Genomic DNA, 12170 nt, shown 5'->3' with positions numbered 1-12170 from the left:
GACGCGAACACAGGAAGTCCATGGAAGCGCTGGCAAACACAAGCAACCCACGCGAAGGACGAGAGCGAAGACCCCCGCCCCGGGGAGGGGCAGTGCTAACAGACCGACGCGAACACAGGAAGTCCATGGAAGCGCTGGCGAACACAAAACACTCACGCGAAGGACCAGAGCGAAGACCCCGCCCCGGGGAGGGGCAGTGCCAATAGACCGACGCGAAGGCGGGAAGTCCATAGAAGCGCGGGCAAACGAACACCTTCACCTTCCCAGATACGACTCAATCACGGCCTCGTCACGCTTGACGGAATCCAATGTCCCTTCGGCCAAAACACTGCCCTCTGCCATGACAGTAACCTTCCCACTTTCCCCCGCAAGCGCAGCAACAAACTCCATGTCATGTTCCACAACCATCATCGAACATGAACCCCGCAGCGTGTTCAACAACTCCGCCAATTCCATCGTTTCATGATCGGTCATCCCCGCCGCCGGCTCATCAAGCAGCAACAACGCCGGCTGCTGCATCAGCAACATCCCGATCTCCAGCCGCTGCTTCTGCCCATGCGACAGTTCCCCCGCCAGCCGCGTCGCCTGATGCTGCAGGCGAATCAACTCCAGCGTCTCCTCGATCCGCGCCTGCGCCTGCCGATCCAGCCGCGCCCGCAGCGAAGCAAACCACCGCTTGTCCGTCTTCATCGCCAGTTCAAGGTTCTCCCACACCGGATGATTCTCGAACACCGTCGGCTTCTGGAACTTGCGCCCAATCCCCGTACGCGCAATCACCGGCTCCGACAAACGCGTCAGATCCAGCGTCTGTCCCAGAAACACGCGGCCATCGTCAGGTCGCGTCTTGCCCGTGATGACGTCCATCATCGTCGTCTTGCCCGCGCCATTCGGCCCGATCACACAACGCAACTCACCCACATCGATCGACAACGTCAGCTTGTTCAACGCACGAAAGCCATCGAAGCTCACCGTCACGTCTTCCAGATACAGAATCGTGCCGTGCGATACGTCGATCTCCCCCGGCGCAAGCACATGCCCCAGCCCCGCCACCCCATTCAAACCCGTGCGCTCGTCCAGTTGCGGCAGCGGCGGAAGATCCACGATCAACGCATTGTGCGCGGTCATTCCGCCGCCTCCGGTTGTGCCACGCCATGCGCCTTCCTGCGGCGAGCAAGTTCAATCAGTCCCATGATGCCGTTGGGCAGCAGCAAAGGCACCAGCGTGAAAATCAGGCCCAGGAAAAACAGCCAGTACTCCGCGAAATACGCCGTGAAAAAGCTCTTCGCACCATTCACCGCAAACGCACCAATGATCGGCCCGATCAACGTGCCGCGTCCGCCCACCGCCACCCAGATCGCCATCTCGATCGAGTTCGCCGGCGACATCTCGCTCGGATTGATGATGCCCACCTGCGGCACATACAGCGCCCCCGCAATCCCGCACAACACCGCCGACACCGTCCAGATGAACAGCTTGTAAGCAAGCGGGCTGTAGCCAAGGAACATCAGCCGCGTCTCGCCATCGCGCACGCCAGTCACCACGCGTCCCAGCTTCGACGTGACAATCCAGCGCGCCGCGAGAAACGCCAGCACCAGCACCGCGAACGTAATCAGGAACAACGCCGTCCGCGTGCCCGCATGCACCACCGGAAATCCCGCAATGCGCTTGAAGTCCGTGAAGCCGTTGTTGCCGCCGAAACCCGTCTCGTTGCGGTAGAACAGCAGCATCGCCGCGAACGTCATCGCCTGCGTGATGATCGACAGATACACGCCCTTCACACGCGATCGGAACGTGAAGAAACCGAACACCCATGCCAGCACGCCCGGCACCAGCACCACCAGCAGCAGCGCATACCAGAGATGCTCCGTGCCCTCCCAGTACCACGGCAGCTTGTGCCAGTCGAGAAACACCATGAAGTCGGGCAGGTCGCTCTTGTACACGCCCTCGCGGCCGATCGAGCGCATCAGGTACATGCCCATCGCATAGCCGCCCAGCGCGAAAAAGAGCGCATGGCCCAGGCTCAGGATGCCGCAGTAACCCCACACGAGATCCAGCGCAAGCGCGCCGATCGCATAGCACATCAGCTTGCCGACCAGCGTCATCGCATACGCGGACAGATGGAACGTGCTCGTCTCCGGGAGCACCAGCGCCGACACCGGCACGACAATGCCCATCGCGATGACGAGCGCCAGCAGCGCGATCCAGCCACGGCGCGGCAACAGCGCGGCGCGCGGCGGCAGGCCCAGCGCGAAGCCGGCGCGGGCGGCGTCGGCGTCGGGTTGCGGCGCGACGTCGAGATTGGCGGACAGATTGGTCGTGGCGTTCATGACTCAGGCCTCCGCGCTGCGGCCCTTCAGGGCGAACATGCCCTGCGGACGCTTCTGGATGAACAACACGATCAGCACCAGCACCGCGATCTTCGCGAGCACCGCGCCCCAGAACGGCTCCACCGCCTTGCTGACCAGCCCGAGACCAAAGCCGCCGATCACCGTGCCCGCCAGCTGGCCCACGCCGCCCAGCACCACCGCCATGAACGAATCGATGATGTAGCTCTGGCCCAGATCCGGTCCCACGTTGCCGATCTGCGAGAGCGCGCAGCCACCTAAACCGGCGATGCCCGCGCCGAACGCAAACGCATAGGAATCGACACGCGCCGTCTTCACGCCGACGCACGCGGCCATGCGGCGGTTCTGCGTCACGGCGCGCACGAACAGGCCGAGACGCGTCTTCGTCAGCACGCCCCACGCAATCAGCACGACGATCAGCGAGAAGGCGAGGATCGTCAGACGGTTGTACGGCAGGATCAGGTTCTGCATCACGGCGACACCGCCGCTCATCCACGACGGATTGGTCACCTGCACGTTCTGCGCGCCGAACAGCGTGCGCACCGCCTGGATCAAAATCAGGCTGATGCCGAAGGTCGTCAGCAGCGTTTCGAGCGGACGGCCATAGAGATGCTTCAGCACCAGCCGTTCGAGCACGATGCCGACCAGCGCCGCCGCGGCAAACGACACCGGCACCGCAAACAGCGGATACCAGTTGAACGCGGCGGGCGCGTAATGCTGGACGAGGTTCTGCACGACATAGGTCGCATAGGCGCCGATCATCAGGAACTCGCCGTGCGCCATGTTGATCACGCCGATCAGCCCGTACGTGATTGCCAGTCCGAGCGCCGCGAGCAGCAGCACGCTGCCGAGCGACAGCCCCGCGAACAACGTGCCGAAAATCTCGCTGCGGCGCTGGATCGAGTCCAGCGCGTAAATGCCTTCCTGCGCCGCGCCGCGCACGCGCTCATCGGGCTCGTTCCAGCTGCCGTCGGCCTTCTTCGCGACGATCGGGCGCAGCAATTCGTACATGTCGAGGTCATGCCGGGCTGCCACGAGCTGCGCCGCCTCCAGGCGCTTGTTCACGTCGGGATCGTGCAGCGCGGTCATCGCCCAGAGCGTGTCGAGGCGCTTCTTCAATTCAAGATCCTTCTCGATGGCGCGGGCGCGATCGATCAGCGGCTTCATCGCCGGGTCCGGGCTCTTCAGCAGCGCGGCGATCGCATCGCGGCGCTTCGCGGTATCGGCGGAGGCGAGCTGCAGGCCGGACAGCGCGCCCGACACCTTGCTGCGCAGGGTATTGCTCAGCGTGATCGGCTGCGCATCCGGCGCTTCGACCACCTTGCCCGTGAGCGGGTCCTTGTTGCCGTCGTCAGTCTGGAGATAGACATGACCGTCGTCGGTCGCGACGGCAGTGCCTTCGGACAGCGCGTTCAGCACGGCAACCGAAGGCGCATCCGCTTGAGCGATGAGCTTGTCGATCGCGGCGGCCTTGGCTTCGAAATCGTCGCCCGCGAGCGGCGCGAGTTCTTCTTGAGTGAGCGCATGAGCCGCGAACGGCGTGAGCGCGATGCACAGTGCGCACAGGATGCGCACGAGGGAACCGGTCATGTTGGCCTTTCTGGTGAGACTTCGAAGGCCGCGCGAGTCGGGCACGCGCGGCCTGTGCTTCAGACGACCTGCTTTACATCATCGACACGCCATGCGTCACGCGGCGCGCACGCGCTGGCGGCGCAGGAACGACGGGATCGAGCTGACCACGTCCGGCTTGCCTTCGTTGCCGGCAATGAACGGGCTCCACGGCTGCGCGCGGATCGCGGTCTTGGTCTTCCACACGACATTGAACTGGCCGTCGCCGCGAATCTCGCCGATCATCACCGGCTTGTGCAGGTGATGATTGCCGTCCATCGTCAGCGTGAAGCCGGACGGCGCGGGGAAGGTCTGGCCGATCATCGCGACGCGCACCTTGTCGACATCGGCGCTCTTCGCCTTCTCGACGGCCTGCTTCCACATGTGGATGCCGACGAAGGTCGCTTCCATCGGATCGTTCGTCACGCGCTTGTTCCCGCCCGGCAGGTTCTGCGCCTGTGCATACGCGAAGAATTCCTTCTCGAACTTCGAGTTGTTCGGGTTCTTCACCGACATGAAGTAGTTCCAGGCCGCAAGGTGGCCGACGAGCGGCTTGGTGTCGATGCCGCGCAACTCCTCTTCGCCGACCGAGAACGCAACCACCGGCACGTCCGTCGCCTTCAGGCCCTGGTTGCCGAGCTCCTTGTAGAACGGTACGTTGGAATCGCCGTTGATCGTAGAGACGACAGTCGTCTTTCCCCCCTGGGCAAAGGTCTTGATGTTCGCGACGATGGTCTGATAGTCGCTATGTCCGAACGGTGTGTAGACCTCTTGTATGTCCGCATCCTTGACGCCCTTGGAATGGAGGAACGCGCGCAGGATCTTGTTGGTCGTGCGCGGATACACGTAGTCTGTGCCGAGCAGGAAGAAGCGCTTGGCGTTGCCGCCTTCCGGTCCCATCAGGTACTCGACGGCGGGGATCGCCTGCTGGTTCGGCGCGGCGCCCGTGTAGAACACGTTGCGCGACATCTCTTCGCCTTCGTATTGCACCGGGTAGAAGAGCAGGCCGTTCAGTTCCTCGAACACCGGCAGCACCGACTTGCGCGACACCGAGGTCCAGCAGCCGAATACCACAGCGCACTTGTCCTGGGTCAGCAGCTGGCGCGCCTTCTCGGCGAACAGCGGCCAGTTCGACGCGGGATCGACGACCACCGGCTGGATCTGACGGCCCATCACGCCGCCGCTCTTGTTGATGTCGGCGATGGTCATCAGCGCCGTGTCCTTCAGCGACGTCTCGGAGATCGCCATGGTGCCCGAGAGCGAATGCAGAATGCCGACCTTGATCGGACCGGTGTCTCCCTGCGCGGCCTGGGCTTTCGAAATGGGAAGCTGACCCGCGAGGGCGAGCGCGCCCGACATGGAACCGAGCTTCAGCAGACTGCGACGTTTCATGAGTGTGTTCCCCTTGCCGATATGGTTGTGTGCGCAATGTCGATTGCTCCCGTAAATTGCAAGGGCTATGCCAATCAGGGCGAAATGCCCGGGCAGCAAGCCTCTGGCGGAAATCGGGGGAAGCTTTTACGCGGACGGACGGGTGATCGGGGCGGGGTTTTGGTGCACGAGCGGGGTGGCGTGCATCGTTGCGGTGCGCGGATGCGAGTCTGTAATGGGATGCGGGCGGAGCCGTGGGTGCCTTCAGGCGCGATCGCCGGGTGGCCGTGAAGGTGACTTTTCGGAAATCTCCGTTTGGCGAATGGCTGGAATCATCGAGGGACTCGACGCTTCAAGGCGTCGGCCAAACAACTTCACGATGCCTTCGTTGCGGAAGGCGACAAGAGCACAGTGGCGGCACGCTACCAAGTTCCGCTTGCGGCGGTGAACGCCGCGGTCGCATTCGAAGAAGGGTTGGCCGCGTGAGGCGACGCTTCAGAAACGAGAACGCCGCGCGTGAGCCGGCGGGCGAGGGGCGAGGCGGGAGGGGCAAAGACAGGGCAGTCGTGCCGCCCGCCGCCTACACTCCTAACGATTCACCATCCGCGCCGGCACGCTCAACGCCAGCGCCGCGCCGAGCACCATGAATCCCGCGAGCATGTACATCCCGCTCGCGTTCGACGCCGTCGCCTGCCTGAGCCAGCCCACCAGATACGGGCTCAGGAAACCCGCCAGGTTGCCGAGCGAATTGATCATCGCGATGCCCGCCGCCGCGCCCGTGCCGGCGAGGAACGCCGTTGGCAGGCTCCAGAACAGCGGCAGCGTCGTGAGGATGCCCATCGTGGCGAGCGTGAGCCCGAGCATCGCGAGCGTCGTGTTACCGGTCCACACCACCGACAGAACCAGCCCCATGGCGCCGAGCAGCGCCGGAATCGCGATATGCCAGCGGCGCTCGCCAGTGCGGTCCGCGCTGCGGGCCGCGTACAGCATGCCGATCACCGCCGCACCGTACGGAATCGCCGAGAGCAGGCCGACATGCAGCGCGTCGGACACGCCCATCGACTTGATGATGGTCGGCAGCCAGAAGCTCACGCCGTACAGACCCATCACGAACGAGAAGTAGATCAGGCTCATCAGCCACACCTTCGGGCTCGACAGGATCTTGCCGAGCGGCATGTCCTCCTTCTCGACATTGTCCGCGGCGATGTTGCGTTCGAGCAGTTCGCGCTCTTCCGCGCTGAGCCAGCGAGCCTTCGCAATGCGGTCATCGAGCTTCGCGAGCACCACCAGTCCGACCAGCACCGACGGAATGCCTTCGAGCAGCAGCAGCCATTGCCAGCCATGCCAGCCGTGCATGCCGTCGAAGTGCGTCATGATCCAGCCGCTGATGGGCCCGCCGATCAGCCCCGAGAGCGCGATCGCCGTCATGAACAGCGTCGTCATGCGGCCGCGCCGGCGTGCCGGAAACCAGTAGGTCAGATAGAGGATGATGCCGGGAAAGAAGCCGGCTTCGGCCGCGCCCAGCAGGAAGCGCATGACGTAGAACATCGTCGGCGTGGTGACGAACATCGTGAGCGCCGAGATGATGCCCCACGAGATCATGATCCGCGCGATCCACACGCGCGCCCCCACACGATGCAGGATGACGTTGCTCGGAATCTCGAAGATGAAGTAGCCGAAAAAGAAGATGCCGGCGCCGAAGCCGTACACGGCGTCGGAGAGTTGCAGGTCGGCGGCCATCTGGAGCTTGGCGAAGCCCACGTTGACGCGGTCCAGATAGGCGACCACGTAGCAGAGCAACAGCAGCGGCGAGAGCCGCCATGCCACCTTGCGATAGGTTGCCTCCTCGAAGGCGGACGGCGCGCCGGCGCCGGGGCGAGGCATCGGATTGGCGGTGCTGGCCATGGTGCTTGTCTCCTTTATGGTTTTTTAGTGCGCGGCACACGGTGCGGAACCGGTCCGTTTGCGATTACAGGCGCGTAAGGATTCTAGCCCTTCGGCCTGCACGCCAAGCGCTTGTTTTCGCTAGGGAAAGCACGGAGGTTCGCAACGCGCGCCGCGCCGGAGCAGACGCCCGGCACGACGCGCGCAGCGCGCTTTACACGCAGCGTCCGCCGTCCACTTCGAGGGCGACGCCGGTGATGAACTCGGCTTCGTCGGAAGCGAGATAAAGCGCCGCGTTGGCGATGTCCTGCGGCGTCGAGAACCGGCCGAGCGGAATGGTGGCGAGGAACTTGCGACGGTTCTCCGGCGTGTCCTCCATGCCCATGAACTCGGAGAGCAGCGCGGTTTCGCCCATCACCGGATTGATGCAGTTCACGCGGATGCGGTCCGGGCCCAGTTCGACGGCAAGCGCCTTGCTGGCAACGATCACCGCCGCCTTGCTGCCGTTGTACCAGACGAGTCCGGGACGCGGCCGCACGCCCGCCGTCGATGCCACATTGATGAACGCGCCGCCGCCCTGCTCGCGAAAGTACGGCACGAACTGCTCGACGCTCCAGTAAATGCTCTTCACGTTGACGGCGTAGACGCGGTCGAACTCGGCTTCGGTCACATCGAGCACGGGCTTGTTGCGATGCGTGGTGCCCGCGTTGTTGACGACGACCTGCACGCTGCCGAAATCCTGGATGGCCGCATCGTGCAATGCCTGCCAGTCCTCCCGTTTCGTCACGTCGCCCGGTACGGCGATCGCCCGGCCATGCGCGCCCGCCAGCGACGGCGTCAGCGCGATCTCGCTTGCCACGCGTTCGGCGGCGGGACCGTTGAGGTCGTTGATGACCACGTTCGCGCCTTCGCGCGCGAACGTCTTCGCGATGCCTTCGCCGAATCCCGAGCCGCCGCCCGTCACGATCACTGTCTTGCCTTGCAGTCGCATGTCCTTGTCTCCCGATGTGAACCCTGCAAAGGATGCAGCCCTCAGCCGTGCCGGATCGCGATGGTCTTCAGCGTCGTAAAGCCGTACAGCGCCTCGAAGCCTTTCTCGCGGCCGTGTCCCGAATGCTTCACGCCGCCGAACGGCAACTCGATGCCGCCGCCCGCGCCATAGTTGTTGATGAACACCTGACCCGAGCGCACGCGCCGCGCAAGCCGCATCTGGCGCGCGCCGTCGCGGGTCCAGATGCCGGCCACGAGGCCATAGTCCGTGCCGTTGGCGAGCCGGAGCGCTTCGGCTTCGTCGTCGAAGGCCATGGCGGCGAGCACCGGACCGAACACTTCCTCGCGCGCGAGACGGTGGCTCGGCGGGACGTCGCGCAGCAGTGTCGGCGCCTGATAGAAGCCGGCTTCCGGCGCGTCGCCGACCACTTCTCCGTGCGCGGCCATCGCGATGCCGTCGTGCTGCGCATCGGACAGAAAATCCCATACGCGCTGTTGCTGCTTCGCGCTGATCAGCGGACCGCAGTCGAGGTCGAGCTTGCTCGGCCCGACCCGCAGCGCCGCGAAGGCCTGCGCCAGCCGTTCGAGCAGCGCCTCATAGGCCGCGCGCTCGATCAGCACGCGGCTGCCCGCCGAACACGTCTGCCCGGCGTTCTGCACGATCGCGGCGACGAGCACGGGCAACGCGGCGTCGAAATCCGCGTCGGCGAAGACGATCTGCGGCGACTTGCCGCCGAGCTCCAGCGTGACCGGCACATGGTTGTCGGCGGCCATCTTGGTGACGGCGGCGCCGGTCGCGGGCGAGCCGGTGAACGAGATGTGATCGATGCCCGGATGCCGCGCGAGCGCCGCGCCGGCTTCATGTCCGTAGCCGGTGACGATGTTCAGCGCGCCGTCCGGCAAGCCCGCTTCCGCGGCCAGTTCCGCCACGCGCAGCAGCGACAGGCACGCGTCCTCCGCCGGTTTCACGACGCACGCGTTGCCCGTCGCAAGCGCCGCGCCGACGCTGCGCCCGAAGATCTGCAGCGGATAGTTCCACGGCACGATGTGCCCGGTGACGCCATGCGCCTCGCGGATCGTCAGCACGGTGTAGCCGGACTGATAGGGCAGAGTTTCGCCGTGGAGCTTGTCGGCCGCGCCGGCGTAGAACTCGAAATAGCGCGCGATGCCGGTGGCGTCGGCGCGCGCCTGCTTGAGCGGCTTGCCGGTGTCGCGCGCCTCGATCTGCGCGATCTCCTCGTGGCAGGTCGCAATCAACATGGACAGCCGCGCGAGGATGCGGCCGCGTTCGGCGGCGCTCATCGCGCCCCACGGACCTTCGTAGGCGGCGCGGGCGGCGGCCACGGCGCGATCGATGTCGGCGGGCGTGCCGCGCGCAATCTGCGCGAAGATCTGGCCGTCGGACGGATCGACCACGGGAATCGTCTCGCCGACCGACGGCGCGACAAAGCGGTTATTGATGAAATGCTTCGCTTCTTCCATGCGTGTCTCCCGATGGGTGTTTGTGTCGTGAATGGAATTCGCTGCTTCCTGCAACGCCGTAACCGATTATCGCGCCAACCCGGACCGGCCGGGCCGCGATGCCCGATTGGCTATAATGAAGTGATCACACGCCGCCATGCATGGCCATGTGCGGCAAGCGGGGCAGGCAGTTCTCCCGGCCGCCCGTGCGATTCCCGCATTTACCTTTTTGCGACCTCAACTTCTCCAGAGAGTGCTCATGAGCTTCAACAACGTACCTCCCGGCAAGGATCTTCCGCAGGATTTCAACGTCATCATCGAGATTCCCGCGCAAAGCGATCCGGTCAAATATGAAGCCGACAAGGACATGGGCCTGCTCGTCGTCGACCGCTTCGTCGGCACAGGCATGCGCTACCCGGTGAATTACGGTTTCATTCCGCAGACGCTCTCGGGCGACGGCGATCCCGTCGACGTGCTGGTCATCACGCCGTTTCCGCTGCTGGCCGGTTCCGTGGTCCGCTCGCGCGCGCTGGGCATGCTGAAGATGACCGACGAATCCGGCGTCGACGCCAAGCTGCTCGCCGTGCCGCACGACAAGGTCTGCCCGATGACGGCGAACATCAAGTCGATCGAAGACGTGCCCGAGTATCTGCGCGATCAGATCAAGCACTTCTTCGAGAATTACAAGGCGCTCGAAAAGGGCAAGTGGGTGAAGGTCGAGGGCTGGGACGGCATCGAAGCCGCCCACAAGGAAATCTCGGAAGGCATCGCGAACTACGGCAAGTAAGCGCGCTTTTCGAAGCAGCAAACGACGGCCGGCGCCTCACAGGCGCCGGCCGTCTGCATTTCAGGCGCCGTCTTCGAGATCGACGGTCGCCTCGACGCGCGGCACCACCGATGCCAGCGTGCGCCCGCCTTCGATCAATTCGCGCTTCTGCCGCGGCGTCAGCCGCTTGACGAAGTATTCCGCGCGCGACGCTTCCGAGCGGCCCGTCAGCTCGAACGACGCCATCACGCGCAGCGGCTTTCGCGCCCGCGTATAGCGCGCGCCCTTGCCGCTCAGGTGCGCGGCGAAGCGCGCTTCGACGTCGGTGGCGATGCCGGTGTAGAGACTGCCGTCAGCGCATTCGATCAGATACAGGAACCAGGGCATTGCGTTCGCCGGGCGGGAGGGTATGTGCCGCGCATTATGGCTGAAAGCATCGGGGCGGGGCGCTGCAACGCTCAAACCGGCTTCGGCGAGGCGTGGCGAGTTGCGCGAGAATAGCCGCTTTCGGGCGCGCGCGGCCGCGTGGCGCGCGCTCATCGATATTCCAGCGAGGTAGCCTGTTGAATCGCGAAGTCGAAATTCATGTGGTCGATACGCTCGAAGACATCCCGGCCGACGACTGGAACCGGCTCGCCGGCGACAATCCGTTCGTGCGCCACGCGTTCATTGCCGCGTTGCAGGACACCGGCTGCGCGGTCAAGCGTACCGGCTGGCGCGCGCATCATCTGTTGCTGAAGCGCGGCGACACCCTCGCGGGCGTCATGCCGCTGTACCTCAAGTCGCACTCGCGCGGCGAATATGTCTTCGATCACGCCTGGGCCGACGCCTTCGAGCGCCACGGCCTGCGCTATTACCCGAAGGCGCTGTCGGCGGTGCCGTTCTCGCCGGTGACGGGTCCGCGCCTGATCGCGGCGCATCACGAGGAACGCGTGATGCTGGCGCGCGGTGCGATCGAACTGACGCGCCAGCTCGAACTGTCGTCGCTGCACGTGCTGTTTCCGGAGGCACAGGACGTCGAGGCGCTGACCGACGCGGGCTACATGCTGCGCGAGGGCGTGCAGTTCCACTGGGAAAACGCGCCCGGCGAAGGCTATGCGAACTTCGACGCATTCCTCGCGACCATGAGCCACGACAAGCGCAAGAAGGTCAAGCAGGATCGTCGGCGCGTCACGGAAGCGGGCGTCACGTACACCTGGCTGCGCGGTGCGCAGATCGATCAGGGCGCGCTCGACTTCTTCTACGACTGCTACGACAACACCTATCGCGAGCACTGGAACGCGCCGTATCTGACGCGCGAGTTCTTCGGCCGCATCCATGCCGACGCGCCCGACAGCATGTTGCTCGTGATCGCCGAAGCGGACGGCCAGCGGCTCGCGTGCGCGCTCAACATGATCGGCGGCGACACGATGTATGGCCGCTACTGGGGCACGCGCGAGTTCATCTCGGGACTGCATTTCGAGACCTGCTACATGCAGGGCATCGCCTATTGCATCGAGCATCGGCTGGCGCGTTTCGAAGGCGGCGCGCAGGGCGTGCACAAGATGTCGCGCGGGCTGCTGCCGACGCCCACGTGGTCCGCGCACTGGATCGCCGACCAGCGTTTCGCCCATGCGATCTCCGAGTTTCTCGACGCCGAAACCGAGGCGATGACCCAGCACATCGAGGAGCTGGAGGCGCATACGCCGTTCAGAAAGAAGACCTGATGCGATAATCGGCCGGGCATACCGTGTCCGGCGTCCGGC

Annotated in this window: 10 protein-coding genes; 2 read left to right on the top strand and 8 right to left on the bottom strand. The window is 64.7% G+C overall.

Annotation, left to right across the window (positions count from 1 at the left end; translation table 11 throughout):
- Positions 1–255: 255 nt before the first annotated feature.
- The 7 genes from urtD to QCE62_RS11780 all read right to left on the bottom strand — a co-directional run bounded on the left by urtD (position 256) and on the right by QCE62_RS11780 (position 9680).
- Entirely contained in the window at positions 256–1125 is an 870-nt protein-coding gene (gene urtD, locus QCE62_RS11810; RefSeq protein ID WP_309917981.1) for an urea ABC transporter ATP-binding protein UrtD, read from the bottom strand.
- On the bottom strand, positions 1122–2327 hold the full coding sequence (gene urtC / locus QCE62_RS11805) for an urea ABC transporter permease subunit UrtC (RefSeq protein ID WP_309917978.1): 1206 nt from the start codon (positions 2325–2327) through the stop codon (positions 1122–1124). Before urtC ends, urtD begins: the two co-directional genes overlap by 4 nt.
- Positions 2328–2330: 3 nt before the next feature.
- Positions 2331–3935 carry an urea ABC transporter permease subunit UrtB gene (gene urtB / locus QCE62_RS11800; protein WP_309917976.1) on the bottom strand — a complete coding sequence of 535 codons (1605 nt, stop codon included), beginning with the start codon at positions 3933–3935 and terminating at the stop codon, positions 2331–2333.
- 96 nt (positions 3936–4031) lie between these two features.
- Positions 4032–5345: an urea ABC transporter substrate-binding protein gene (gene urtA / locus QCE62_RS11795; RefSeq protein WP_309917972.1), complete on the bottom strand. Its 1314-nt coding sequence runs from the start codon at positions 5343–5345 to the stop codon at positions 4032–4034.
- A gap of 567 nt (positions 5346–5912) precedes the next feature.
- Entirely contained in the window at positions 5913–7229 is a 1317-nt protein-coding gene (locus tag QCE62_RS11790; RefSeq protein WP_309917968.1) for an MFS transporter, read from the bottom strand.
- A gap of 193 nt (positions 7230–7422) precedes the next feature.
- On the bottom strand, positions 7423–8199 hold the full coding sequence (locus QCE62_RS11785; protein ID WP_309917966.1) for an SDR family oxidoreductase: 777 nt from the start codon (positions 8197–8199) through the stop codon (positions 7423–7425).
- A gap of 41 nt (positions 8200–8240) precedes the next feature.
- Entirely contained in the window at positions 8241–9680 is a 1440-nt protein-coding gene (locus tag QCE62_RS11780) for an aldehyde dehydrogenase family protein (RefSeq protein ID WP_309917963.1), read from the bottom strand.
- Positions 9681–9918: 238 nt separating this feature from the next.
- Between QCE62_RS11780 and ppa the strand changes: the two genes are divergently transcribed.
- Complete coding sequence (gene ppa / locus QCE62_RS11775; protein ID WP_309809382.1) at positions 9919–10446, top strand: inorganic diphosphatase; 528 nt, start codon at positions 9919–9921, stop codon at positions 10444–10446.
- Positions 10447–10506: 60 nt separating this feature from the next.
- Here the strand turns inward: ppa and QCE62_RS11770 are convergent, their stop codons facing one another.
- Positions 10507–10812 carry a GIY-YIG nuclease family protein gene (locus tag QCE62_RS11770; protein ID WP_309917960.1) on the bottom strand — a complete coding sequence of 102 codons (306 nt, stop codon included), beginning with the start codon at positions 10810–10812 and terminating at the stop codon, positions 10507–10509.
- A gap of 176 nt (positions 10813–10988) precedes the next feature.
- Between QCE62_RS11770 and QCE62_RS11765 the strand changes: the two genes are divergently transcribed.
- The gene (locus tag QCE62_RS11765) at positions 10989–12131 is read left to right on the top strand and encodes a GNAT family N-acetyltransferase (protein WP_309917957.1); all 1143 of its coding nucleotides are present in this window, start codon (positions 10989–10991) and stop codon (positions 12129–12131) included.
- The last annotated feature ends 39 nt before the right edge of the window (positions 12132–12170 follow it).

The sequence above is a fragment of the Caballeronia sp. LZ033 genome (assembly GCF_031451265.1).
GTDB lineage: Bacteria > Pseudomonadota > Gammaproteobacteria > Burkholderiales > Burkholderiaceae > Caballeronia.
Note: the sequence above shows the minus strand (reverse complement) of the source record. Positions and strands in the feature narration are given on the sequence as shown.

Bases quoted from the DNA above. Each gene is read 5' to 3' on its own strand.
- QCE62_RS11785 (WP_309917966.1), bottom strand. From the start codon at position 8,199: ATGCGACTGCAAGGCAAGACAGTGATCGTGACGGGCGGCGGCTCGGGA.
- QCE62_RS11770 (WP_309917960.1), bottom strand. From the start codon at position 10,812: ATGCCCTGGTTCCTGTATCTGATCGAATGCGCTGACGGCAGTCTCTAC.
- urtD (WP_309917981.1), bottom strand. From the start codon at position 1,125: ATGACCGCGCACAATGCGTTGATCGTGGATCTTCCGCCGCTGCCGCAA.
- urtA (WP_309917972.1), bottom strand. From the start codon at position 5,345: ATGAAACGTCGCAGTCTGCTGAAGCTCGGTTCCATGTCGGGCGCGCTC.
- QCE62_RS11790 (WP_309917968.1), bottom strand. From the start codon at position 7,229: ATGGCCAGCACCGCCAATCCGATGCCTCGCCCCGGCGCCGGCGCGCCG.
- urtB (WP_309917976.1), bottom strand. From the start codon at position 3,935: ATGACCGGTTCCCTCGTGCGCATCCTGTGCGCACTGTGCATCGCGCTC.
- QCE62_RS11780 (WP_309917963.1), bottom strand. From the start codon at position 9,680: ATGGAAGAAGCGAAGCATTTCATCAATAACCGCTTTGTCGCGCCGTCG.
- urtC (WP_309917978.1), bottom strand. From the start codon at position 2,327: ATGAACGCCACGACCAATCTGTCCGCCAATCTCGACGTCGCGCCGCAA.
- ppa (WP_309809382.1), top strand. From the start codon at position 9,919: ATGAGCTTCAACAACGTACCTCCCGGCAAGGATCTTCCGCAGGATTTC.